Annotated in this window: 25 protein-coding genes and 1 other RNA gene; 12 read left to right on the top strand and 14 right to left on the bottom strand. The window is 48.2% G+C overall.

Features of this window, described 5'->3' with window-relative positions; genetic code table 11:
- Position 1 precedes the first annotated feature (1 nt).
- Genes ubiH through F5971_RS10775 form a run of 3 tightly spaced genes read right to left on the bottom strand, consistent with a single transcriptional unit; the run spans position 2 to position 3,171 of the window.
- Positions 2-1,243, bottom strand: coding sequence for a 2-octaprenyl-6-methoxyphenyl hydroxylase (gene ubiH, locus F5971_RS10785; RefSeq protein ID WP_036511890.1), 1,242 nt, complete (start codon positions 1,241-1,243; stop codon positions 2-4).
- A gap of 9 nt (positions 1,244-1,252) precedes the next feature.
- Positions 1,253-2,572 (bottom strand): Xaa-Pro aminopeptidase, encoded by a 1,320-nt coding sequence (gene pepP, locus F5971_RS10780; protein WP_343042609.1) that lies wholly within the window; start codon positions 2,570-2,572, stop codon positions 1,253-1,255.
- An 11-nt stretch (positions 2,573-2,583) separates the two neighbouring features.
- The gene (locus F5971_RS10775; RefSeq protein ID WP_036511888.1) at positions 2,584-3,171 is read right to left on the bottom strand and encodes a UPF0149 family protein; all 588 of its coding nucleotides are present in this window, start codon (positions 3,169-3,171) and stop codon (positions 2,584-2,586) included.
- 137 nt (positions 3,172-3,308) lie between these two features.
- Here F5971_RS10775 and F5971_RS10770 point away from each other — a divergent pair, with 137 nt between their 5' ends.
- The 4 genes from F5971_RS10770 to F5971_RS10755 all read left to right on the top strand — a co-directional run bounded on the left by F5971_RS10770 (position 3,309) and on the right by F5971_RS10755 (position 4,632).
- Entirely contained in the window at positions 3,309-3,518 is a 210-nt protein-coding gene (locus F5971_RS10770; protein WP_036511886.1) for a TIGR02449 family protein, read from the top strand.
- Entirely contained in the window at positions 3,515-3,808 is a 294-nt protein-coding gene (locus F5971_RS10765; protein WP_036511884.1) for a cell division protein ZapA, read from the top strand. Before F5971_RS10770 ends, F5971_RS10765 begins: the two co-directional genes overlap by 4 nt.
- Positions 3,809-3,844: 36 nt before the next feature.
- A non-coding RNA gene (ssrS, locus tag F5971_RS10760) (6S RNA) lies at positions 3,845-4,025 on the top strand.
- Between the two features lie 10 nt (positions 4,026-4,035).
- Entirely contained in the window at positions 4,036-4,632 is a 597-nt protein-coding gene (locus F5971_RS10755; RefSeq protein ID WP_193494974.1) for a 5-formyltetrahydrofolate cyclo-ligase, read from the top strand.
- Between the two features lie 334 nt (positions 4,633-4,966).
- On the opposite strand, the gene F5971_RS10750 is transcribed toward F5971_RS10755, so the two are convergent.
- Together F5971_RS10750 and argH are read right to left on the bottom strand one after the other, a co-directional pair.
- Positions 4,967-5,875: an AEC family transporter gene (locus tag F5971_RS10750; RefSeq protein WP_193494973.1), complete on the bottom strand. Its 909-nt coding sequence runs from the start codon at positions 5,873-5,875 to the stop codon at positions 4,967-4,969.
- A gap of 62 nt (positions 5,876-5,937) precedes the next feature.
- Positions 5,938-7,338, bottom strand: a complete 1,401-nt coding sequence (gene argH, locus F5971_RS10745) for an argininosuccinate lyase (RefSeq protein ID WP_036511879.1) — start codon at positions 7,336-7,338, stop codon at positions 5,938-5,940.
- Positions 7,339-7,485: 147 nt separating this feature from the next.
- Here argH and hemC point away from each other — a divergent pair, with 147 nt between their 5' ends.
- From hemC to F5971_RS10725, 4 genes are read left to right on the top strand one after another with little or no spacing between them, the layout of a single operon-like run.
- A complete protein-coding gene (gene hemC / locus F5971_RS10740) occupies positions 7,486-8,418 on the top strand; it encodes a hydroxymethylbilane synthase (protein ID WP_223116313.1) in 933 nt (310 codons plus the stop codon).
- On the top strand, positions 8,411-9,217 hold the full coding sequence (locus tag F5971_RS10735; protein WP_246187794.1) for a uroporphyrinogen-III synthase: 807 nt from the start codon (positions 8,411-8,413) through the stop codon (positions 9,215-9,217). The genes hemC and F5971_RS10735 overlap by 8 nt, the downstream gene beginning before the upstream one ends.
- Positions 9,214-10,500 carry a uroporphyrinogen-III C-methyltransferase gene (locus tag F5971_RS10730; protein WP_036511877.1) on the top strand — a complete coding sequence of 429 codons (1,287 nt, stop codon included), beginning with the start codon at positions 9,214-9,216 and terminating at the stop codon, positions 10,498-10,500. The genes F5971_RS10735 and F5971_RS10730 overlap by 4 nt, the downstream gene beginning before the upstream one ends.
- Entirely contained in the window at positions 10,500-11,747 is a 1,248-nt protein-coding gene (locus F5971_RS10725; RefSeq protein WP_036511876.1) for a heme biosynthesis HemY N-terminal domain-containing protein, read from the top strand. Before F5971_RS10730 ends, F5971_RS10725 begins: the two co-directional genes overlap by 1 nt.
- Positions 11,748-11,817: 70 nt before the next feature.
- Here F5971_RS10725 and F5971_RS10720 read toward each other — a convergent pair whose 3' ends face one another.
- The 4 genes from F5971_RS10720 to trxA all read right to left on the bottom strand — a co-directional run bounded on the left by F5971_RS10720 (position 11,818) and on the right by trxA (position 15,954).
- Complete coding sequence (locus F5971_RS10720; RefSeq protein WP_036511874.1) at positions 11,818-12,558, bottom strand: NAD(P)H-flavin reductase; 741 nt, start codon at positions 12,556-12,558, stop codon at positions 11,818-11,820.
- Positions 12,555-14,045, bottom strand: a complete 1,491-nt coding sequence (gene ubiD, locus F5971_RS10715; RefSeq protein ID WP_193494972.1) for a 4-hydroxy-3-polyprenylbenzoate decarboxylase — start codon at positions 14,043-14,045, stop codon at positions 12,555-12,557. Before ubiD ends, F5971_RS10720 begins: the two co-directional genes overlap by 4 nt.
- Before the next feature lie 93 nt (positions 14,046-14,138).
- Entirely contained in the window at positions 14,139-15,398 is a 1,260-nt protein-coding gene (gene rho / locus F5971_RS10710; protein ID WP_036511869.1) for a transcription termination factor Rho, read from the bottom strand.
- Between the two features lie 229 nt (positions 15,399-15,627).
- Positions 15,628-15,954, bottom strand: a complete 327-nt coding sequence (gene trxA / locus F5971_RS10705; RefSeq protein ID WP_036511867.1) for a thioredoxin TrxA — start codon at positions 15,952-15,954, stop codon at positions 15,628-15,630.
- 202 nt (positions 15,955-16,156) lie between these two features.
- Here trxA and ppx point away from each other — a divergent pair, with 202 nt between their 5' ends.
- Positions 16,157-17,677, top strand: coding sequence for an exopolyphosphatase (gene ppx, locus F5971_RS10700; protein WP_193494971.1), 1,521 nt, complete (start codon positions 16,157-16,159; stop codon positions 17,675-17,677).
- A 113-nt stretch (positions 17,678-17,790) separates the two neighbouring features.
- Here the strand turns inward: ppx and F5971_RS10695 are convergent, their stop codons facing one another.
- A complete protein-coding gene (locus tag F5971_RS10695) occupies positions 17,791-19,338 on the bottom strand; it encodes a phosphoenolpyruvate carboxykinase (protein WP_036511865.1) in 1,548 nt (515 codons plus the stop codon).
- A gap of 244 nt (positions 19,339-19,582) precedes the next feature.
- Complete coding sequence (gene hslO / locus F5971_RS10690; protein ID WP_036511863.1) at positions 19,583-20,467, bottom strand: Hsp33 family molecular chaperone HslO; 885 nt, start codon at positions 20,465-20,467, stop codon at positions 19,583-19,585.
- Between the two features lie 100 nt (positions 20,468-20,567).
- Here hslO and F5971_RS10685 point away from each other — a divergent pair, with 100 nt between their 5' ends.
- Positions 20,568-21,368 carry a phosphatase PAP2 family protein gene (locus F5971_RS10685; protein WP_193494970.1) on the top strand — a complete coding sequence of 267 codons (801 nt, stop codon included), beginning with the start codon at positions 20,568-20,570 and terminating at the stop codon, positions 21,366-21,368.
- On the opposite strand, the gene hslR is transcribed toward F5971_RS10685, so the two are convergent.
- Complete coding sequence (hslR, locus tag F5971_RS10680) at positions 21,365-21,763, bottom strand: ribosome-associated heat shock protein Hsp15 (RefSeq protein ID WP_036511859.1); 399 nt, start codon at positions 21,761-21,763, stop codon at positions 21,365-21,367. The two genes, F5971_RS10685 and hslR, sit on opposite strands and share 4 nt — an antisense overlap.
- Positions 21,747-22,490, bottom strand: a complete 744-nt coding sequence (yrfG, locus tag F5971_RS10675; protein ID WP_343042608.1) for a GMP/IMP nucleotidase — start codon at positions 22,488-22,490, stop codon at positions 21,747-21,749. The genes hslR and yrfG overlap by 17 nt, the downstream gene beginning before the upstream one ends.
- Positions 22,491-22,516: 26 nt before the next feature.
- On the opposite strand from yrfG, the gene cysQ reads away from it, so the two are divergent.
- Together cysQ and sodB are read left to right on the top strand one after the other, a co-directional pair.
- Positions 22,517-23,338 (top strand): 3'(2'),5'-bisphosphate nucleotidase CysQ, encoded by an 822-nt coding sequence (gene cysQ, locus F5971_RS10670; protein WP_193494969.1) that lies wholly within the window; start codon positions 22,517-22,519, stop codon positions 23,336-23,338.
- 203 nt (positions 23,339-23,541) lie between these two features.
- Positions 23,542-24,123, top strand: coding sequence for a superoxide dismutase [Fe] (gene sodB, locus F5971_RS10665; RefSeq protein WP_193494968.1), 582 nt, complete (start codon positions 23,542-23,544; stop codon positions 24,121-24,123).
- A gap of 116 nt (positions 24,124-24,239) precedes the next feature.
- Here sodB and F5971_RS10660 read toward each other — a convergent pair whose 3' ends face one another.
- On the bottom strand, positions 24,240-24,764 hold the full coding sequence (locus F5971_RS10660) for a hypothetical protein (protein ID WP_036511855.1): 525 nt from the start codon (positions 24,762-24,764) through the stop codon (positions 24,240-24,242).
- Positions 24,765-24,786: the final 22 nt, after the last annotated feature.

Below are 24,786 nucleotides of genomic sequence, written 5' to 3'. Positions count from 1 at the left end.
CTTAGATCCTTAGTGCCGGATAATCCAAGCCCATTGCCGAGCGTGCTAGCAAGGTTTTAAGCAGTGGGCTCACATCCAATAACTGCAGGCCTAAATCGCGCCCCAGTGCTGAAATGCTATTCGAGTTGGAAAACAACTTCATCGTTTTATCGCTAAACGCAATGGTTCTGAACTGATCTTGGCGGCGCTTTTGCTCAAAGGCTTGCAAGGCTTCAAGATCGCCCAATGCGCGTTGTTGACGACAGCTGGCCAGGATTGTTTCGGCTAAGTCTGTCACTCCGCGCAAGGCAAGGTTATACCCCTGCCCGGCAATGGGATGCAGCGAGTGCGCCGCATTGCCGAGCATGACCAGCCCTGTTCGGACCTGTTCTTGAGCCACGGTCAGCTTTAAAGGATAGTGATAACGCTCACCCACTCGTATAAAACGTCCAGCTCGATAACCAAATGTCTCTTGTAATTCCTGAAGAAATGCCCTGTCCGATAGATTCAATACCCGATCAATGGATGCCTCAGGCAATGTCCAGATTAACCCACAACGCTGCTCATAGCCTTGAGGCTCACTGGGTAACAAGGCCATGGGGCCTGTGGCCGTAAAGCGCTCATAGGCGACACCCCCATGTGGACGATCAATGCTGACATTGCTGACCAATGCATACTGTTGATAACTCTCTTGGCTATATGGAATACCCAGTGTGTTTCGTAACTCGGAGCGCCCACCATCCGCCATCACCACTAATTGCGCCTGACACTCATAGCGGTCACCGCCCGATTGCACCTCAACTTTATACCCCCCAGCCTGATGCGTTAAAGACATCACCTCTGCTGGACAGATTAAATCAACAGCCCCCTGGCCCTTGTCCCTAAGGTGATCCAGCAGCACACGACCTAACCAATGATTCTCGACCACATACCCCAGCGCTGGAACGCCTTCCTCTTTAGCATGCAAACGCGCCGCACCAAAATGCCCTTTATCCGAAACATGAATATGCTCAATCGGGGTCAAGTGCTCTGCCAGACGCTGCCACACACCCGTGCGTTCATAAAAGCTTCGTGCTCCAAAGGATAGTGCCGTTGTTCGAGCATCGTAGCTCGGCTGATAGGGTTCACCAGGACTCGGCATTGCCTGTGCTTCAATGACAGCAATGGACAGTCCTAAGGAGTCAGCAACGGGTAGAAGCGCCGTCGCTAAACTGGCGCCGACCATTCCACCACCAATAATCAATAGATCGTATGTGGGTGCCATTACAGACTCCTAACGCGCCATCAAGGCTTCTATTTCATCGATTTCTTTGGGCACTGAAGCCGTCAACACATGATGACCTGTTGCTGTTACCAGCACGTCGTCTTCAATTCGTATTCCGATGCCTCGCCAACGCGGATCAACGTCCTGATTATCCGCCGCTATATACAGACCAGGCTCTACAGTCATGACCATTCCCTCTTCCAGAGGCCGCCAATCCCCTTTTTGCTTGTACGCACCCACGTCATGAACATCCATACCCAGCCAGTGCCCTATTCTGTGCATATAAAAAGGCTTGTAGGCACCGGCTTCAATCAATTGATCGACCTCACCTTTCAACAAACCTAGCTCAAGCAAACCTTCGGTTAACAGCCTTACAGACAAATCATGAATCGCATTCCAAGGCGTTCCCGGCTTAATGGCCTCGATGCATTGCTTTTGCACGTCAAGTACGAGCCCGTACAAGGCTTTTTGCTCTGGTGAAAAACGCCCATTGACCGGGAAAGTGCGGGTAATATCACTTGCATAGCAATCCAGTTCGCACCCCGCATCAATCAAAACCAAATCGCCATCCTTCAGCTCAGCGCTATTCTCTATGTAATGGAGAATACAGGCATTCTGACCGCCTCCAACAATGGGCGTATAGGCTTGAAAACGAGCGCCTTGCATTGCGCAATAATGCTGGATTTCAGCTTCTAACTGATACTCCATCACACCCGGACGACACACCTGCATCGCACGAATATGCGCGTGTGCAGAAATATCGGCAGCGCGCTGCATGAGCGCAATTTCAGCGTCATCTTTAAACAGGCGCATTTCGTGTAGCAAATCATCAATCAATCCAAGCTGACTAGGGGCATGACGGCCTTGGCGTGACGCCTCACGTAATCCTTTTAACCAATTCATAACCTTCGCATCAAACTCAGCGCTCTGGCCCCAGGCATAATAAAGTGCCTGTGTACCGTCCAACAAATCGGGCAGTTGCTTGTCTATATCGCACAGGGTAAAGGCTTGATCCATCCCATATTGACTGACGCAGCCTTCTGGACCTGCTCTAAAACCTGTCCAGATTTCCATCGCTGGATCACGGGGCTGACAAAATAGAATGCTGCGACCTTGATCCCGACCCGGCAACAAAACCAACAGTGCATCCGGCTCATTAAAACCCGTCAGATAGTAAAAACTACTGTCTTGTCGGAAAGCATACTCCGCATCTCTATTTCGAGTTACCAAACGGTTCGCCGCGATCAGTGCAACGCTACCGTCAGGCATTTTTGACATAAGCTGTGCGCGTCGTCTGGCGAAAACAGATTGATCTAATGTCATCAACATTCAAATACCCCTTAATGCAAGACTGCCGGTTTGTCCGATGAGTCGTCCACATCGGGCTGATTATACTCAAGAAACACCAAAACCAAGGCCATGCGCACATACTCAGCCACTTCCATGAAATTTGCCTCGTCACCAGGCTCTTCCTCTGAGTCCGCTTCTATCTGCGCAATTTGAGCCAAGTCTTGAATCGCCTCATTCACTTGTTCCGACAAATGCTTCGTTGCCACCTGCATCCCAAAGCCAGCAAGAAAACCACTGCACCAACTCCCCAGCGCATCAACTCGATCACCGAGCGCTTGATCATCGTCAGGCAATAATAATTCTACGGCCAAAGAGTCCGATTGGAGTTGCACAAGCGTTGCTTGGTAAACGCTCAGCAACCCTAGTTTAGAGGCTTCTTGCTTAAAAGCACTGACGTCGGTCAGGTCCGCAAGCATTCGGAGTAATGTATCAGGGTCAAATCGTGCTCCTGCCGCCACATGACCTGCAATCACCCCATGCAGTTCTGAGGGCGAAAGGGTGAGAATGCCTTCTTCTATCAGTGCATTCGCAAGCGTATCAAAATCAGGCAGTTCTGTAGGGAATATATCTTTAGACATAGCGCATCGCATTACTCAATGATGAATGAATGTTGATATGCTAGCATTTACTGAAGAGAGTATGAACAAAAGCACCGATTGACCCCGTAGCGTGCGCTGTTTATATTGACGCTAACGCTGAGAGGAACCTGTACGTCATGAGTGAACACTATTTTGATGCGCTCGAACATAAAATTGATCGATTAATTACGCGCCTTGAAGAATTAGAGCATGAAAATGTGCGTCTTAAAGAACAAGAAGTTCGTCTAAGAGATGAGCGCAATCAATTGCTAACCCTTAACAACCAGACTCAAAGCAAAGTTGAGGCAATGATTGCCCGACTCAAATCATTGGAGCAACGCTCATGAGCGCATCTCGCAGCGTGACCGTCAAACTTCTCGATAAAGAGTACACCATTAGCTGTCCAGACGGAGCCGAAGCCGAGTTGCTGGCGTCGGCCGATTACCTCAATGAAAAAATGCGTGATATACGCAATACAGGGAAAATCGTCGGGCTGGAGCGCATTGCGGTGATGGCGGCATTAAATATGTCGCATGAGTTGATGAAGAACAAAGAAGAACAACGGCACGTTGTTGAAATGAACTTACGACGTATCAGTAATAAAATTGATCGAGCGCTGAACGATAAAAAAGGATAACACCTGACAATTGTCTTAAATTTGTTATAATAGGGTTGTCTCCTAGGATGTTCGAGAGTTGGTTAAGTCCCTCGAGCCTATAAATTCCTACTTGGCGGTGTTACTTTGGTGTTGTGTGCATGTCCGAACTTTCGGAAAGCCTAATACGCCAGATAATGCCTCCACTCTGAACCTCACGGTTCAGGGCCACAATCAATATCGGCATTCTGGGAGATCCTGTACACACCATGTCGACCGCCATCAAAAAACAAACACTTCGCCAACAGATGCGGAGCGCTCGCCGAGCCCTATCCCCACACCAGCAACGCCAAAACGCCCGTCTCTTATGCCGAACAGTTACGTCTCAGCTCTGGTTTCAACAGGCCAAATCTATCGCGCTCTATTTACCCAATGATGGTGAAATAGACCCAAGCCTTCTCATCCAGTACTGCTGGGCATCGGGAAAAAAAGTATACCTACCTAAGCTGCACCCCACAGCCAAGCATCGACTTATTTTTGTGGCCTACACCGCAAAGAGCAAAATGCGCCTGAATTGCTACCGAATTCCTGAACCTGTGATTCAGGGACTCAAACCAATACCGGCTTGGGCTTTAAGTTTGGTCATGTTTCCATTGGTTGCATTTGATCAAAACGGAGGCAGATTAGGAATGGGGGGGGGCTACTATGACCGGACGTTTAGCTTCAAGCATCTGTCTAAAGGTATGAGTTCAACAAAGCTTATTGGCTTGGCACACGATCTGCAGAAAACAGAGAATTTACCCACCGAGTCGTGGGACATCCCCCTGCAGGGCATTGCTACGGATAAACACTACTATCCTTGTTAAGCACCGAATAACGCTAGGACTAACTGTTGAAAACCTGCTGAACTAATGAGGCTATCTCGGGGGCACTTTGTGAGACACCAGTCATAACCGTGCCCACAATAAAGAACAATACTACAACCAGAATAAGGTCAGGACTCCTTTTCATTCACTCGTATCTCGCAATTGTAATAGGTTAGTGACAAACTCGTCGTGCGAAATAGGCGCTAGATGCTTGGCGTGCAAACGAACGTAGCGTTCTATAATTTAAAACTATCGACGCAATAGTTTTTCACATCCAGAAATAAAATCAAGCATTAATTCGCTTTACCACGAAAGTCGTAAAAAAGCGCTAAATTTACCCGACAAATGACAAAACCAAGGGTAAGGTCACCATCGCAAAGAGCGTTTGTGCCGTGATGATCGCGGCCATCAATGGCGCATCGCCCCCAAGCTGACGAGCAAGAATATAGGCAGACGTGGCTGTAGGCATAGCGGCAAAAATGATCAGCACTTGAGAGGCCAACTCGGACAACTGAAACCCATAGGCAACCCCCCACGCAATAACAGGGAACAACAGAAGTTTGATTGCCGACGAGACATACAGCACCCGCCCGGACGATCTCAGTGCATTCAGGTTAAGCGCAGCCCCCACGGACAGTAATCCTAAGGGTAATGCCATTTGCCCTAACAACCCGAGAGTAGCAGAAATCGTCGATGGCAACCCACCCAGTTGATTGACAAGAACCCCAGCAAAACAGGCAAGAATCAGTGGATTAGTCACGAGCGCCTTAAGCGTGGGCAATAGATTGGAGCCAATACCCTTTTCACTGGAGAACACCAGAACGCAGAGTATATTAAGAACAGGAATCATCACCGCGGCAATAATGGCAGCCACCACTAAGCCCGCTGATGACAAGAGTGCCGAAGTGGTGGCCAAGGCAACGAAGGTATTAAAACGCATACTGCCTTGATAAAACGACGTGTAGGTTGCAAATTCAACCTCTAAGCGTTTCTTGAGCAACATGCAAATGCCACTGACGATGGCCAACAGGACCAAAACAGCCAATACAATTCGTACAGACTCTCCTCCTGAAAGACTGGCCTGACTCAAACTATTCACCAATAAGGCTGGAAACAGCAGGTAGTAGGTAAAACGCTCAGCGGGCGCCCAAAATCCCTCACCCGGAAATCCGTGGCGGCGAGCCAGAAAACCTATCATCAGCAACGCAAAAATAGGCACTAACGCAGAGATGATCTGTAGCATCGCCCTTCCTCAAACCTTCGGTGAATAAAGGCATCTAGAGAACACCAGATGCCTCTGCTGAATCAGTCGACTGAACGCGCTTGGAGCATTTGACGCCCCTGTTGCACAGCCCATCTCACTTGATCAGGTGCGGTGCCACCAATATGATTCCGAGCGGCGACGGATCCATCCAGCGACAACACATCAAACACATCGGCCTCTATGATTGTTGAAAACTGTTGCAACTCGTCAAGTGACATTTCACCTAGGTCTTTCTGTGTGCGAACACCATAGGCGACAGACAATCCAACGATTTCGTGCGCATCACGGAAGGCAACACCTTTGCGAACCAAATAATCAGCCAAATCCGTTGCGGTTGAAAAGCCTCTCAGTGCGGCTTCTCTCATGACGTCTTTACGAGCTTCAAGCGCAGGGATCATATCTGCAAAGGCTCTCAGGCAGCCTTTAACGGTATCGACCGTATCGAACAGCGGCTCTTTATCTTCTTGATTATCTTTGTTGTACGCCAGCGGTTGAGACTTCATCAATGTCAGCAACGACACCAAATGACCGTACACGCGTCCACTTTTACCGCGAACCAATTCAGGCACATCTGGATTTTTCTTTTGCGGCATAATTGAAGAGCCCGTACAGAAACGATCCGGCAAGTTAATGAAATTAAACTGTGAGGATGTCCACAACACCAACTCTTCAGACATACGTGTCATGTGCATCAGCAACAAACTGGATGCTGCACAAAACTCGATGGCAAAATCACGATCTGAGACGGCATCCAACGAGTTATTAGTTGGTGCCGAAAATTGAAGCAGCTCTGCGGTATAAAAACGATCAATCGGATAGGTTGTACCCGCCAATGCGGCAGCACCTAACGGCAGAACATTAATCCGTTTCCGGCAATCCACAAAGCGCTCGTAATCACGGCTGAGCATTTCAAACCAAGCCATTAAATGATGACCGAACGTGACGGGCTGCGCCGTTTGTAAATGGGTAAAGCCCGGCATGATTGTATCGGCCTCACGCTCAGCCAGATCTAACAGCCCACTTTGTAAACGACTGATTTCGTCTAAAATCAAATCCGTTTCATCACGCATATACAAACGGATATCCGTAGCGACTTGATCATTACGTGAACGGCCTGTGTGTAACTTCTTACCCGTAATGCCAATTTTACGTGTTAAGGCGGCTTCGATGTTCATGTGCACATCTTCGAGTTCAATCGACCACTCAAACTCACCTCGCTCGATTTCCACACGGATTTCGCTTAACCCGCGAATAATGTCATCACGCTCCACATCACTTAAGACGCCAACCTTTGCCAACATACGCGCATGCGCAATTGATCCCTGAATATCCTGTCTAAATAGACGCTGATCAAACATGACTGAAGCGGTAAAACGAGCAACGAACGCATCGGTAGGCTCCGAGAAACGTCCGCCCCACTGTTGATTGGTTTTTTCACTCATGTTGAGATCTCCGTGAAGGGCTAAAAAATAAACGCAATTATACCAATGTTATCATCATAATGGACGTAGGATTTCGCCTGAAACACTGTCTTCTGATACAATCCCATGTATTTTAAGATGATTAATCGCGGTGACAGGGCCCACATTATGAGCAGAACCATACGAATTGCTACGCGTCGTAGCCTGCTTGCTCTTTGGCAAGCAGAATACGTGAAATCCGAATTGGAACGTCACCACCCCGAATTAACGATCGAGTTGGTCACAATGGTCACCCAAGGCGACAAAATCCTCGACACGCCCTTGGCCAAAATCGGAGGCAAAGGGCTATTCGTCAAAGAACTGGAAACCGCCATGCTCGAATATCGAGCAGACATAGCCGTCCACTCTATGAAAGACGTGCCTATGGAGTTCCCTGAAGGATTAGGCCTTGCGGTGATCTGCCCTCGCGAAAAGCCGACAGATGCCTTTGTCAGCAATCATTTCAATTCTCTGGATGATTTACCACTGGGCGCACGCGTTGGCACCTCATCGTTACGCCGAGAAGTCCAAATCCGTGAACGTCGCCCCGACCTAATTGTTTCAAGCTTACGCGGCAATGTGCAAACACGCCTTGGTAAACTGGATGCGGGAGAGTTTGATGCCATCATCCTTGCGACCGCAGGTTTGATTCGCCTGCAACTTGAAACGCGCATCCGTCAGGAAATCCCCGCTGAAGAGAGCCTGCCAGCCGGCGGCCAAGGCGCGGTTGGGATTGAGTGTCGACTAGACGATCATGAACTCATCGCACTACTCCAACCTCTGCATGATCTTGACACCGCTGACCGAGTCTTGGCCGAGCGCGCCATGAACCGCCGTCTTGAAGGTGGATGCCAAGTACCCATTGGATGCTACGCTCTGCTAGAAGGGGATCAGCTTTGGTTACGAGGACTGGTCGGACGCCCAGATGGCACCCTTGTTTTGCGAGATGACATTCGCGGCCCTAGAGATCAAGCCGAATCCTTGGGCATCACCCTTGCCGAACGTTTATTGGCGGCGGGTGCTGATGACGTGTTAAAAAGTGTTTATGCATCACATGGATAAACCCTTACAAGGCCGTCATGTCTTGGTATTGCGGGCAGCGCATCAAAACGCTGCTCAATGTGAACGCTTGGCGCAGCTAGGGGCACAGGCCGTCGCACTTCCGGCATTGGAAATCGAGCCTGTTACCGAGATAAATACAGCGGACTATTGGCCATTAAAAGACAGCATCCAAAATATCGATACCTATCAATTCGTTATTTTTGTAAGCCCTAATGCAGCTGAATGTGCGTATGACTGGATCGATACCTATTGGCCTCAATTGCCCATCGGCGTCGAGTGGATCGGCATTGGCCAACAGACCTGCAAACGCCTGCAAAGTTTAGACATTCCGGCTTGGTCTGTTGAAATGGGCTTCGACTCCGAAAGTTTACTGGCGGACGCGCGTCTTCAAAGGGTTGCAGGGCAACGCGTCCTCATCCTTCGCGGACAAGACGGCCGACGTCTTATTTACGACACACTCACCCAACGTGGTGCTAAAGTCGATTATAGAACAGTTTACTATCGTCGCTGCCCCCGCTATTCTGAACAGGTTATTTATGACGCTGTGATCGCTCACCCACCTGCTGCCATTCTAGCAACCAGTGGCGAGGTGCTGACCAACCTATTGTCCATCGTAGGCCAGCTTTCCACAGAGCAGCGCCAATCAATTTTTTTAAGCTTGTTAATCGTTCCCAGCCAAAGAATTGCTGAATTAGCACAAGGTTTGGGATTCACCCGGGTCAGGGTTGCGTCTGGACCAGATGATGAATCAATGGTTCAGGCAATACTTCCTGCCAACGAATTGGAACAACCGGCATGAAAGACACACCAGAGAAGAAGAACGATAGCACGACCAAGAAAACTCAACCTGAACAAACGGCCCCTGCAACCGATAGCAATCGTGCAGATGAGCCAACGCCTTCCAGCCCTGACACTAACGAAGCAAGCGCAAGCGACCCAAGTGCATCCGCAGCGGAACCTAGTGCCGAGCCCAAAATAGCGTCTACAGAAACACCCACCAAGCCTGAAGTGGCGCCTGTGACCCAACCCAACTCATCGAGCTGGTCAGGGAAGGTCGCTTTAGTGTTGTCAGTGGCGGCGCTGGGTCTAAGTGGCTATATGTATTGGTCCAGCGAGCAATCTCGCACTCAACTGCAACTTCTCTCTGCAAACCTAGACAGCGCACTAGCCAGTGCTAAAGCGGACAGCAGCGAGCGCATCAGCGGCCTTAGTCAACAGTTAGGCCAAGTTCAAGAGCGCACTGAACAACTGCGCTCATTGAGCACACAAACGGAACAAAGCATCGAAACGCTGCATGGCCGCTTAACGCAAGCCGTACAACAAATGAATGCACAACAGCAGGTTGCCGATAAAGACTGGTTACTGGCAGAAGCTGAGTACTTACTGCGTCTGGCTAACCAGCGCGTCTTAATGGAAAATTCGGCATCAGGCGCCTTGGCTCTGCTCAGATCCGCCGATAAGGTGTTACAAGAAGCTGACGATGTTTCGCTATACCCAATTCGTCAAAGCTTAGCGGCAGACATCAGTGCTTTGGAAGGCGTGCCAAGACTGGACGTGGAGGGCATTTTCTTACGCTTAAGCGCAATGAGCCAACAAACGGCACAACTGCGCATGTCTCACCCCTCTGATCAACGCCAACTACCCAATTTATTGGATGATGTGACACCGGACTCTTTAAAAGAGAGCTGGGGAGCAGGCGCCAAAGCGGCACTCAACAAAGCCATGGACAAGCTGGATCAACTGATTGTTATTCAACACAGAGATGCACCGATTGCTCCCTTATTGGCCCCGGATCAAATCTACTATTTACAGCAGAATCTCCACTTAATGTTTGAGCAGGCGCAGACCGCCCTTTTACAACGTCGTCAAGGCGCATACGAAGAGAGCTTATCGAAGGCATCAACCTGGATCGGAGACTACTTTGACACAACAGAAGCCAATGCTATTTCATTGCTGCGTGCCATAGAAGAACTTAAATCCTTCCAAGTCGCGCCAGAGCTGCCTTCAATTGCCACGTCTCTCAACGCACTCAAGGATCACATGGCTGAAGTCAGACGCTTACAAAGAGAAGGAGGCAATTAATGAAACGTTTCTTTCTACTGGTGCTCATCGTCTTAGTCGCTGGTGCATGGGCTGGTCAGCTCATGATGCAAGACACTGGATATGTATTAGTGGCTTTCAAGCAAACGACGATTGAAACCACTCTTTGGGTATTCTTAATTGCGGGCCTTATCGCCTTTTTCATTGCTCATGGCCTTGTGAATCTGTTTTTTAACACTCACCTGCCTTGGGAGAAATTCCGTAACTGGCGTGAAAAAAGACAGCAAAAAGCAGCAAACAAAGAAACCCTTAAAGGCTTTTTACAACTGTCACAAGGCGACTGTTTGAAGGCACAGAACTTGCTCAGCCAATCAGCTGAAAAGTCCGGCGTTCCGCTGATTAACTACCTTGCAGCCGCACGTGCCGCCAATGAAGGTGGTGACCACCAGAACGCTGATTTGTTGCTAAAAAAGGCCTTAAAAGCAGCCCCTGAGGCCGACGTAACCATTAAAATCACTGAAGCTCAATTCAAGGTCAACCGTGGACAAGTGGAAGCCGCACTCACGCTTCTGTTAAACCTTCGTCGGACAGAACCGCGAAACAAACAAATTCTAGTTCTGCTTAAAGAAGTCTATGTGGGGCTCGATGACTGGCAAGGTCTCGTTGACCTCCTTCCAGACCTAAAAAAATACGAAGCACTGACCAACTCGCAGTTGCAGCGCATTGAAAAAGACGCTTGTTTGGGTCTTCTTAAGCAGTTCAAACAGCAAAACACCCTCACCGACGAGAATGCCGTCAAGCATTTGCAAAGCCTTTGGGTTACCTTACCCAAAACAGTTGCGAAACAAAATGACGTGGTGGCTGAATACGCCCAGCAACTCATCGAACACAAGGGGTTTGCAGCAGCCGAAACCTTACTGCGCGAGACGCTCAACAACAGTTGGAGTGAAAAACTGATTGAGCTGTATGGACAAGTACAGATCGCCAAGCCACGAAAGCTTCTTGATCAAGCGAAGGCATGGCTTTCCGCACACCCTGAGAGCCACGGGCTAAGATTAGCCCTTGCTCGCCTCTCCCTTCTCAATCAAGAGTGGGAAGAAGCCGCTGAGTATTATCAAATGACTCTGGCGTCTCAGGAGACACCTGAACATCTCGCAGAATACGCAAGACTTTTGAAGCATCTCGGCAAACCTCTTGAGGCCAGCGAGCAACTGAATCGGAGTATTGAGCTTCTGAGCAGCCAACTCCCTGATTTACCCTTGCCACCCCCGGCACTCAAAGCAACCTAAACACTGCACTACAGGATGCATAAAAAAAGGGTCTGTTATGACCCTTTTTTTTACAGCAATACACACCAACTTAAACCTGTCGCACAGGCCTTGGCGCATAGGCAAACGCATCCGCAAAGATCTGATCTTCCTGCACGCCTTTGTCTTCCAACACATCCACTAATGCGTATACCATGGCAGGTGACCCACTAATGTAAACCCTTAACTGAGTCAGATCACTCGGCAGGTCTTCTTGAATTGCGCTGGGCAACATTCCTTTACGCCCCATCCATTCAGCATCCTCCTCGCTCAAGACTGGCACAAAGTGCACATTTTTATGCTCTTTGGACCACTGATGCGGCAAATCCACTAAATACATATCTTCACGCTGACGAGCCCCCCAATAAATATCGATGGGATTCATCACTTGATTGGCGAGCAAATGCTCAACCATACTTTTAATTTGAGCAAATCCTGTGCTTGCGGCCACAAAGATTAAGTGCTGCTCAGGCTTCAATCTGTGTACATCTAGGCAACAGGTCCCCATACCCAAGGTGACACGCACCTGTGGCTGGGTCTGCAGATGCGTCAAGATTGCTGTATTTAAAAGGCTCTCGGGCATCGCACGGATATGCAGTTCCAAATCGCTGCTTTGATCAGGTGCAGACGCAATCGAGAAAGATGCTTTGCGCCCATCAGGCAATTCTAAATCCAAATATTGGCCCGCAATAAATTCCAACCGTTGCTGAGCGTCTGCCAAACGTAAACGGACTCGATACACATCATGGTTCAATAAACTGACATTGACGATATCTGTCGTGTAACTTTTCAATTCTGTGCTCCTCCAAGGATATCTAGACTATCCCACAACTCATCCACTCGCTGCTTGATGTCATCACTCATCGCAATGGGCTCTCCCCACTCACGCTGAGTTTCTCCAGGCCATTTGTTGGTCGCATCCATCCCCATTTTGGAGCCTAAGCCAGAAACAGGAGATGCAAAGTCAAGATAATCAATCGGCGTATTTTCAATCATGACGGTATCTCGAGAAGGGTCCATTCGTGTGGTAATCGCCCAAATCACGTCTTTCCAATCGCGAGCGTTGACATCATCATCACAAACAACAACAAACTTAGTGTACATAAATTGGCGCAAAAATGACCAAACACCCAACATGACACGTTTTGCATGACCAGGATACTGTTTTTTAATCGTCACAACCGCCATCCGATAAGAACAGCCCTCGGGTGGTAAATAAAAATCAATGATCTCGGGGAACTGCTTTTGCAATATCGGCACGAAAACTTCATTCAGAGCAACCCCTAAAATGGCCGGCTCGTCCGGTGGCCGCCCCGTGTAGGTGCTGTGATAAATCGGGTCTTTACGGTGCGTAACTCGCTCAACCGTAAAGACCGGAAAACGATCCACTTCATTGTAGTAGCCCGTATGATCCCCAAACGGCCCTTCATCCGCCATCTCATCTGGGTAAATATACCCTTCGAGAACAAACTCAGCGCTTGCAGGCACCTGCAAATCATTGCCAATACACTTAACCAATTCCGTTTTGCCACCGCGCAATAAACCTGCGAATGCATACTCCGACAGCGTATCAGGAACCGGAGTCACGGCACCTAAAATAGTCGCGGGATCAGCTCCCAATGCCACGGCAACGGGAAACGGCTGCCCAGGATTTGCCTGTTGCCATTCACGGAAGTCTAGTGCTCCCCCACGATGGGCCAACCATCTCATAATCAGCTTATTGCGGCCAATGAGCTGCTGACGGTAAATACCTAGGTTTTGACGCGGTTTATTCGGCCCACGCGTGATGACCAGTGGCCAAGTCACTAAAGGTCCAGCATCTCCCGGCCAGCAGGTCTGAATTGGCAGCTGATACAAGTCAACATCATCACCCTCAATGACATATTCCTGACAAGGTGCCGAACGTACCAACTTAGGCCCCATATTCAAGACGTGCTTAAACACTGGCAGTTTTTCCCAAGCGTCTTTAAAACCCTTAGGCGGTTCAGGCTCTTTCAGCTGTGCCAGCAACTTACCCACATCTCGCAACGCCGAAACAGACTCTTCACCCATGCCTAACGCAACACGCTCAGGGGTTCCAAACAGGTTAGCAAGGACAGGGTATTTAAAGCCAACAGGGTTTTCAAACAATAGCGCAGGCCCGCTGGCTCGCAGCGTTCTATCACAGATTTCAGTCATTTCCAAAACAGGATTGATAGGCTGTTTGATGCGCTTCAGTTCACCGCGCTGCTCCAGCATTCGGATAAAATCTCGGAGATCTTTGTATTTTGGTGTAGACATGGCAATAACTTTTTTGAGAGCGGTAGCGACGCCAAAGCGGTCGCTACCTGTTTGAAGATGTTACACTTACGTCAGCAACATCGAAATAGATCGTTACTTACGCTTCATCGACAAGAAGAACTCATCATTTGTTTTGAAATCTTTTAGCTTATCAATAACAAACTCTGTCGCCGCTGCGTCTTCCATTGGATCAAGTAACTTTCTGAGAATCCACATACGTTGCAACTCATCTTCCGTGGTCAGTAGGTCTTCTCTGCGCGTACCGGAACGACGAATATTAATCGCTGGGAACACTCGTTTCTCGGCCACTTTACGATCAAGGTGAACCTCAGCATTACCCGTTCCCTTGAACTCTTCGTAAATGACTTCGTCCATTTTAGAGCCCGTATCGACCAGCGCCGTGGCAATAATGGTAAGGCTTCCACCTTCTTCAATATTTCGAGCGGCACCAAAGAAGCGCTTGGGGCGTTCTAAGGCATGCGCATCAACACCACCCGTTAATACCTTACCGGAGGATGGAATAACTGTGTTGTAGGCACGCGCCAAACGTGTAATCGAATCAAGAAGGATAACAACGTCCTTTTTATGCTCGGTTAAGCGTTTTGCCTTTTCCAACACCATTTCAGCCACTTGAACGTGACGTGATGGCGGCTCATCAAAGGTTGAAGCTACAACTTCACCTCTGACCGTACGCTGCATGTCGGTCACTTCTTCAGGACGTTCATCTATCAAGAGGACAATCAAGTAGCAATCTGGGCTATTACGCGTAATGCTGTTGGCGATATTTTGCAGCATTAAGGTTTTACCCGCTTTTGGCGGAGACACAATCAGCGCACGCTGACCTTTACCCATAGGTGAAACCAAGTCAATGACGCGTGCCGTAATATCTTCGGTACTGCCATTTCCCACTTCCATCCGAATGCGGGACTGAGCAAATAAAGGGGTGAGGTTTTCAAAAAGGATTTTGTTCTTGGCATTTTCAGGACGGTCGAAGTTGATTTCACTGACTTTAAGCAGTGCAAAATAACGCTCACCGTCCTTTGGTGGGCGAATTTTACCTGCAATGGTATCGCCCGTTCGTAGATTAAAGCGTCGTATTTGGCTAGGTGACACATAAATGTCGTCGGGACCTGCCAGGTACGAAGAGTCTGCTGAACGCAAAAACCCGAAGCCATCTTGCAGTATCTCCAAAACACCATCGCCGTAGATGTCTTCTCCACTGACGGCATGTTTTTTCAAGATTGCAAAAATAACATCTTGTTTGCGAGACCGAGCCATATTATGTAGGCCCATGGTATTTGCGATCTCTAGAAGATCAGGAACACTTTTTAATTTTAATTCGGTAAGATTCATAGTTTCTTTGGATGCAGCCAAGAGTGGGCTGATATTGAATGGTAGCCGGAGGATTGATTGGAAAGATTAATTACAGCAATCGAAACTAAAGGTAACGATTATTGTACCTAGTAACATCTAACGACACGTAAAAGATAAGGGAAATATAAAGATTTTATGAGCTGGTGTCTAGTTTTCTGATAACAAAATGCGCGATATACCGACGTAAATCGCGCATCCGTTTCAGCAATTACAGATTTGCATCAATAAAAGCTGACAACTGTGACTTCGACAATGCACCTACCTTAGTCGCTTCAACGTTCCCCCCCTTGAACAGCATTAACGTTGGGATTCCGCGAATACCGAACTTTGGCGGCGTTTCGTTGTTTTCATCAATGTTCAGCTTGCACACCTTGAGCTGCCCTTCGTATTCCTTAGCGATTTCCTCAAGGACAGGGGCGATCATCTTGCATGGGCCACACCACTCCGCCCAATAATCGACCAAGACGGGGCTATCAGACTTCACCACCTCATCTTCAAAGCTTGCGTCGGTGACGTTAACAATAATATCGCTCATGAACTTCTCTCTCCATTGCACTTGGTGCTTTGTAATCGATTATACATGGATAATAACACCAGTTTTTACTGATTGTGAACTGAATATTCATAGGTATACCCTATCACCTAGATAGTGAAAAGCTTCTTAAGCACGAAAGGGTCTGGCAGAATAGGCATTTAGCCAGTACTCTCTGTTAAAAGTAAATTAGAGATTAGAATCAATGTACGAACAATCAGCCACAATTGATCCCAATAAACCCGGCGCATTGATGGCGGCCATCGACATTGGATCGAATAGTTTTCACATGGTCGTCGCACGCTATGTTGAGGGTGAATTAAAACCCATTGATATCATGTCGGAAAAAGTACAGCTTGCATCCGGTATGGACGACGAAGGGCTTTTAACACCTGAAGCACAGCAAAGAGGGCTCGATTGTCTGAGCCGATTTGCTCAACGTTTAACGGAGCTACCTCGCCGATCAATACGTGCGGTTGCAACCAACGCGCTACGAGAAGCCCTTAATGGCGATGAATTCGCACAGAAAGCAGCTCAAATCTTGGGCCTACCGATTCAAATCATTGCTGGACATGAAGAAGCACGTCTTATCTACTTAGGTGTTTCTCATAGCCTTGCAGACGACTCAGGCAAACGCTTAGTGATTGACATTGGCGGCGGCAGTACCGAGTTTATTATCGGCGAACGCTTTGAACCCCAACTGCTCGAAAGCCTACAAATGGGATGCGTAAGCTTCCATGAAGAGTTTTTCTTAGATGGAAAAATTACTGAGTCTGGCTTTTACAAGGCCAAAATGGCTGCACAACAGGAGCTTTTATCCATCAGACGCAACTATAAGCGCTTAGGCTGGAGCAGCTGCGTGGGTTCTTCTGGCACGATAAAAGCCACCTTGCAAGCCTGCACAGAACTCGGCCTTTCGAATGGTATGATTACACGCGAAGCTTTAAACAAACTTAAAGCTCACTTACTTCAGGTCGGACATTCGGACCAACTGATGCTTTCGACGATTAAACCCGAGCGCAAAGCCGTATTACCTGCAGGGGTCGCCATTCTCGATGCCGCCTTTGAGTCGCTGGATATTGACAGCATGGCATTTTCGGATGGTGCGCTTCGCGAAGGTGTACTTTACGATATGGCTGGGCGTTTACGCCATGAAGACGTGCGTGAACGGACAATCAATGCCTTGATGCAACGTTACCACATTGACAGCAAGCACGCCTATCGCATTGAAGCTACTGCACTGATTCTGCTCGCACAAGTCAAAGACGCATGGCAGCTGAATGATCCAGAATTCCATGACATGCTCTGCTGGTCAGCACGCACTCATGAAATTGGATTGACCATTTCGCACAACCGTTATCATCGCCACAGTGCCTATTTACTGCAACACTGTGACTTGGCAGGATTCAGTCATTTAGAGCAGCAAATGCTGGCCTTTTTAGCCAAAGGACATCGTCGCAAACTCCCTAAAGACGAATACAAAACGCTACCGGACGAAAAACGCGATGCGTATCTGCGTTTGTGTCTTTTGCTTCGCTTGGCCGTCATCTTTCATCGTAGCCGTAGCAAAGCACGCTTACCGGCCTTCAGCTTGCAAGTCGATGGTAATAAGCTACACCTAAGCTTCCCGTCAGGATGGCTTGACCATCATCCACTGACATGTGCAGATCTTGAAAATGAATCTGAATTTCTAAAAAGCATGGACTATAAGCTTAAAGTCGACTGACATGTAAAAAGCCACTCCACGTGAACGATGGATTGAACGCTACAAATGAAGGCTACAAAAAAGCCCTTGACGCTGACCGCGATCAAGGGCTTTTTTATATGAGTGTTAGACGCTTACAACTGTGGACCTGCTTTAATGATCTCTTCAGAGACACCAGAGAATTTCTGGAAGTTATCAACAAACTGTTGAATCAAGTCTTTTGCAGCGGCGTCATAGTCGGCCGGATTCGCCCAAGTTTCGCGCGGATTCAACAAAGAAGAATCAACCCCTGGCACCTGAGTCGGAACGGCAAGATTGATACCTGGCAAATGAACCAGCTCACAATCTTTTAGCGCACCACTTTGAATCGCACTAATGATACCGCGCGTCGTCGGAATGCTGAAGCGCTGACCCGTTCCGTAAGAGCCACCAGTCCAACCTGTGTTCACAAGGTACACGCGTGAACCAAAGGCGTTGATACGCTTCATCAATAAGTCAGCATAAACATGCGCTGGGCGTGGGAAGAAAGGTGCACCAAAGCAAGTAGAGAAGGTTGACTTAATGCCACCACCTGAACCCATTTCAGTTGAGCCGACCAAGGCTGTATATCCAGACAAGAAGTGATACGCTGCTGCTTCTTTGGTTAATACAGAAACAGGTGGCAAAACACCCGTTAAGTCACAGGTCAAGAAGACGATGGCTTCAGGTTCTGCACCCTTGTTGTCAGACGAGCGCTTTTCAACGTGCTCAAGTGGATACGCACAGCGACCGTTTTCGGTCAGCGACGTGTCGTTGTAATCTGCGACGCGTTTTTCATCCAACGTAACGTTTTCAACAATTGCACCAAATCGAATCGCATCCCAAATAATGGGTTCATTCTTCTGGCTCAGGTTAATGGTTTTAGCATAGCAACCACCTTCAATATTGAAGACAACGCCTGTTCCCCAACCATGCTCATCATCCCCGATCAAGAAGCGCTCAGGGTCTGCAGACAAGGTCGTTTTACCTGTACCCGACAATCCGAAGAACAGGGTTGTAGAGCCGTCTTCGCCAATATTGGCTGAACAATGCATAGGTAACACATCGAACTCAGGCAACAAGAAGTTTTGCACAGAGAACATGGCTTTTTTCATTTCGCCAGCGTAGCGCATGCCCGCAATTAGGACTTTACGCTCGGTGAAATTTAGAATGACGCAACCATCACTGTTTGTACCATCACGCTCTGGCTCACAGACGAAGCCAGCGGCATTGATAATTTCCCACTCATCTTTTGAATTAGGGTTATACACGGAGGGACGAATAAAGAGATTTAAACCAAACAGATTTTGCCACGCGGTTTGCGTTGTCATTTTAACTGGAAGGTAATGATTGTCATCCGAGCCAACATGCACATAGGATACAAAGCGCTCTTCATCATTCAACCAATTGGCCACACGATCCCATAAGGCATTGAATTTTTCAGGATCAAACGGTCGATTCACCTTTCCCCAATCCACGGTATCGGCAGTGGTCGCATCCTTAACGATAAAACGATCCATCGGTGAACGCCCGGTACGCTTACCGGTTGTGACAACCAGTGCACCATTATCAGCCAGCACACCTTCTTGACGCTGTAAGGCGCGCTCAACTAACTCAGCTGGGCTAAGGTTCTGATGTGCAATTTTGACGGTTTCTGTAGTCATTACTAATTCCCTTGGCGCTATGCCAAAAAATTACTGAAGAGCCTTAAAGACCCCTGCCAAGAAGCCTCGGTGAGTACCCGCTAATCGCTTAGGTTACACAGATGTCCGAGCCTAAATACTAATACTTTTTCACACTCTAAAGGCCGACTATTATGACATAAAAAAGCGCGCATTGGGACAATGCAGAAACTCTTCTCATTCACAAATTTGCCTAGCTAGACTAAGGTTTAACGTATCTTTGCAGTTAGTGCAATACGGAATCTCCCGCGCCACCCTCTTGGGACGACTCAGCAAAAAGGGATTTAATGTCCGTTTGAGTAAACAAATAGCGCTCATTACAGAATTGGCAATCAACCTTTAACACACCATCGCTCTCTTCAGCGGCGGCGTCTAGCAGGTCAGATTCAGCTAAGAGCTTGAGTGCGTTCTCACTTCGTTCCCGGGAGCAGTCGCAATAAAACGCAAGCGTTTGCGCTTCAAAGAGCCGACACGCCTCTTCGTGAAATAAACGATAAAGCAGTGTCTCATTGTCCAATGAGAGCAACTCGTCTGCTGACAAGGTTCCCGCTAAAAACGTAATTCGCTCCCAGTCGTCGACACTCGCCTTCGCGCTGGGTAGCATCTGCAACAAAAGACCCGAGGCTTGCTGCCCATCGGCTTGCAAGTAGATACGTGTCGCCAATTGCTCAGACTGCTTAAAGTAAATCTCTAGGCATTTAGCGAGCGTTTCACCTTCCAAACCCACCACGCCTTGATAACGCTGTCCACCCGCAGGCTCTAGCGTTAGAGCCAAACGCCCATCCTCTAGCAGCTGTGCAAGACTGGTAACATCTGGAACATCGCCATCAATTCTGGCAACAGCTCTTACCTGCTGATGGTGTGTGCATTCCGCCATTAACATACGCACGGCACCCGTGCCTTGCGCTTGCAAAATCAGTCGTCCCTCAAACTTTAACGTCGAGCTTAATAACGTAACGGCCGCCATCATTTCGCCTAACAGTGTTTGGATGCTTGCTGGGTAGCTGTTACGACTCAATACCGACTGATAGCTTTCCTGCAGCCCTGTCACCACACCTCGCACATCTAAATCGTCAAACAGTATTCGTTGAATTTTATCCGGTGAGCTCATTCACAATTTCCACCTTAACGGCTAACTCTAAGAGTGGAGCCGGCGCACTTGCGCTGTTACCATAAAGAAATATTTTAACATAATGGGTCTATTCATTCGTATGACAAGCTCAAAACCTTTTTTTTCAGATCAATGGCAGCTACGCCCACTGATTATCTTTCATGCAATTGCGTTAGCGCTCCTGCTCAGTTTTGTGTGGCCAGCGGGCTTTTTTGCCTGGAGAGCCGCGGATGAGCAGGTTTTCTTTGCATTAAATTCATCCCTTGAGAGCGGCGGAACTTGGGCTTGGCTCTGGGCTTGGGCAAACACACGCTACAAAGACCTCGCATTGGCGGTCGTGATGCTGTGCTTTCTCATTTTCCCTAAACTGGGCATTCCTCGTGCAGAGCTCCAAAAAGCCTTTATCGGCTTTGTGGTATTGCTCTGCTTACTGCTTCCATTACGCTATTTTTTCTACGAATTTGCGAAAGCGATGGATCTAACAGGACCTAGCCCCTCTAGAGTACTAGAGCCTGCCTATTTACTGACTGAGCTATTCCCCGGCATCCCCGCTAAAGATGCCTCATCTCGCAGTTTCCCCGGAGACCACGCAACCATTTTGTTACTCTGGGCCGGTTACCTACTCATGAGCGCTCGTCACTTGATGGCGTATGTGGCGGCTATAATTGCAACACTGATGATTTTTCCAAGACTGGTCGGAGGCGCGCACTGGCTCAGTGACATTCTCGTTGGCGGCTTAGTCATCGCACTGCCTATCCTTGCTTGGGGCTTCTACACCCCCCTGCTTCACAAGTGTACGAACAGCCTTGCCAAGCACCTTCAACCTTTGTTTCACCTAGTCAGCCGAATTCCACTAGTCGGAAAACTGGCTTTTTTTGATGCCAGTCGAGGCCGGGACTAATCCCAGCTCCCCTTAATACGCAGCAACTCCCGACGACTTTTTTTATCCGGTCGATGCTCGGGAGCGCTGCCGTAGGTTTTGCGTTGCTCTGCTGCAATCTCTCGTTTTTCAATACTTTCTTGAGTTTCACGATACAAGCGCTGAGCCTCCTCGGCTCCTCTCCTCTGGTCGGCAAGACTCACGACAACAATGGTTTTTTCATCAAAACCTAATCGGAGGGTCAGCTCTGCGCCTATCTCAACCATTTTGCTACTTTTTGCACGCTGTCCATCATAATGCACTTTACCGCCTTCAATCATTTGCTTGGCCAATGCACGCGTTTTATAAAATCGAGCGGCCCAGAGCCACTTATCTAATCGCACTTTTGATTGGCTAGAATCATAATGTTGGGTCATTCGTTGGCATCACCTCTTCAAAATCATGAATTGCATTAAAGCGATCAACACTGCGCGCAGGCAGTTGACTATCGGGTTGAGCGATACTCAGCAAGTAGCCGACACCATAGCGAGCAGCGGAGTTAAGGACAGGGAGACTATCATCAATCAACAGGGTTCGTGGAGCTGAGAAGGGCTCTCTCTCCTGTAACGCATGCCAAAATGCTTGATCTTCTTTCGGCACCTTAAACTCGTGTGACGAAATCACCGCATCGACCATACTGGCCAACCCTGTTCGTTCTAACTTTAAATTTAAGCTATCAGGGTGCGCGTTGGTGACAATCACACTGCGTTTGTGTGATGTTTTTAACGCCTTTAAAAAACTCGGCACATTCGGACGAAAGCCAATCTTTTCGGCCACTTCATGCTTTAGCGCCGCAACAGGCAAGCCCAACTCTTCTGTCCAATAATCCAAACAATACCAACTGAGACGCCCCTGCTCCTGCTTTATGCGCTCATGCAGCCATTGCTTTGCTTCACTTGGCTCAAGCGCATGCACTTGCGCATAGCGCATAGGCAAAAACTCCAACCAAAAATAGGAGTCAAAATGGAGATCCAACAAAGTACCGTCCATATCCAACAAAACTGTGTCTATCGCTTGCCAATCCAATATCATCAGTGAAACACTTACCCTATTGATTAAACCTATCTCCAGTATGAACTGATCAATTTGATTTTTGAAGCTCATCGAGTTATTCGCCAAAGGAGCCACATATGCACACTAACCTCCCGCCCATTGAGTCATTACTTGAATTGGTTCGCAACGCCGGTGACGCAATCATGGAGGTGTATCATCAAGATGAATGGGACACACAGTTAAAGGCGGATCAATCTCCTGTGACCGCCGCAGACTTAGCCGCTGAACGGATTCTGGCCCAAGGCCTGAGTGTGCTGACCCCTGACATTCCCATTTTGAGCGAAGAAGCACAGATACCTGATTGGTCAGAACGCCAAGGCTGGACTCGCTACTGGTTGATTGACCCACTAGACGGTACGCGTGAGTTTCTACAACGAAATGGTGAGTTTACCGTTAACCTTGCGCTGATTGATCAACAAACCCCCATCTTAGGCATTGTGTATGCCCCTGCAAAATCAGCGTTTTACTGGGGAGGCACCCAGTTAGGAGCTTGGTGTTTAGAAAATGGATTGCCAAGTCCCATTCAAACTCGTGCAATTGAACACACCGTTCATTTACTCACCAGCCGCCGCCATGGGCGTAAAGAAGCTGAAGCCGTCGCTCAAGTATTAAAAGATTTCGACGTCAACACCAGCGCGATGGGGAGCTCTCTCAAACTTTGCTTGATTGCCTCAGGGATGGCTGATTTATATCCCCGAATGACACCGACTAGCGAGTGGGACACAGCGGCAGCACAGGCGATTTTGGTTGAGGCAGGTGGAGTATTGCTCAATGCCAATACACTGGAGCCTTTGCGCTACAACACCAAGGACTCGCTGGAAAACCCTGCCTTTATTGCATTGGGCGATACATCTCTCAACCTTGAAAAACGTCTTAATTCTGAATCTTTCAACCACTGAACCTTGTTTTTCAAGCAAGCGCCGCAATATAGTGATTGATATGTGTTTAATCGAAGGGGCTGACTCCTATTAAAGACAAAAAGTCACATTTTTTGTGCCGTTATAGAATGTCAATTCGGTGATATGATGGTACAGATTGCGTGAAGGCGTAATTCTTTTCGTAACGTTAAACACCAACTCCTGTCAAATTAAAGGTGATTATAATGAGTTTTGAACTGCCAGCACTGCCTTACGAGAAAAATGCACTTGAACCCCATATTTCTGCAGAAACCTTGGATTACCATCACGGTAAGCACCACAACACCTACGTTGTTAAGCTGAATGGCCTGATCCCGGGTACTGAGTTTGAAGGCAAGAGCCTAGAAGACATCATCAAAACGTCATCTGGTCCTGTTTTCAACAACGCCGCTCAAGTTTGGAACCACACTTTCTACTGGCATTGCCTTGCACCTAATGCTGGCGGTGCTCCGACAGGTGCTATTGCCGATGCTATTAATGCCAAGTGGGGTTCTTTCGAGAAGTTCCAAGAAGAGTTCAATGACAAAGCCGTCAATAACTTTGCCTCTAGCTGGACTTGGTTAGTTAAGAACGCTGACGGCTCTTTAGAAATCGTTAACACCAGCAATGCTGGCACTCCGATGACCAATGGCCAAACAGCGTTGTTGACGGTCGACCTTTGGGAGCATGCGTACTACATCGATTACCGCAATGTACGCCCTGACTACCTGAAAAGCTTCTGGGCACTTGTAAACTGGGAATTTGTAAACCAGAACCTAGCGGCTTAATATCCACAACCAGGGTATAAAAGCTCTGCGCCTCAGCGCGCGTACTTTACAGAAAAGACCGCATTCAGCGGTCTTTTTTATGTATCACGCAAGCCATCCTCCTGGTGAGCGATGGATCAACGAATTTTAACAATCGACAATCGTTCCTCAATGACCGCGATACGCTTTCTCGTATCGGCAATAAACGCCTGCGAAGCTTGAATTGAGCCTAGATCCCCACCTTGGTTTTTCACAAAAGCATCACTCATTTGTGTTTCACGCAGATCTAACCACTCATTCTGCTCTTTAATTTCACGCGAGCGCGCCAGTTCAGGCAAGTAATCCAAGAGCTCATGAAACAGCACATACAATTGCGCATCATATAAGTAGGCTAGATTTAAAAGGGTCTGTAACCGCTCTGGATCTTGCGATTGCGTTTGTCGCGCCAGCAAAATTTCGAATTGGAGAATAGGCTGCTGGTAATTTGGAAACCAATTGAGTGCCGTTATTTCTGGCGAAGAGAGCCGCTGTTGAGCGCCAAAATCGATGTTGCTCGACTCACCTACAACGGCCGAAGAGCCAGTGGAAGGTCTCGCAATCTCAGTGCAACCAGACAAACTAAACAATAGCGTCAGGCAAACTAGCCCTGCCGTTAATCTCATAGGTGTGTATCCTATTGGTACT

Source organism: Nitrincola alkalisediminis, from assembly GCF_009821115.1.
GTDB lineage: Bacteria > Pseudomonadota > Gammaproteobacteria > Pseudomonadales > Balneatricaceae > Nitrincola > Nitrincola alkalisediminis.
Note: the sequence above shows the minus strand (reverse complement) of the source record. Positions and strands in the feature narration are given on the sequence as shown.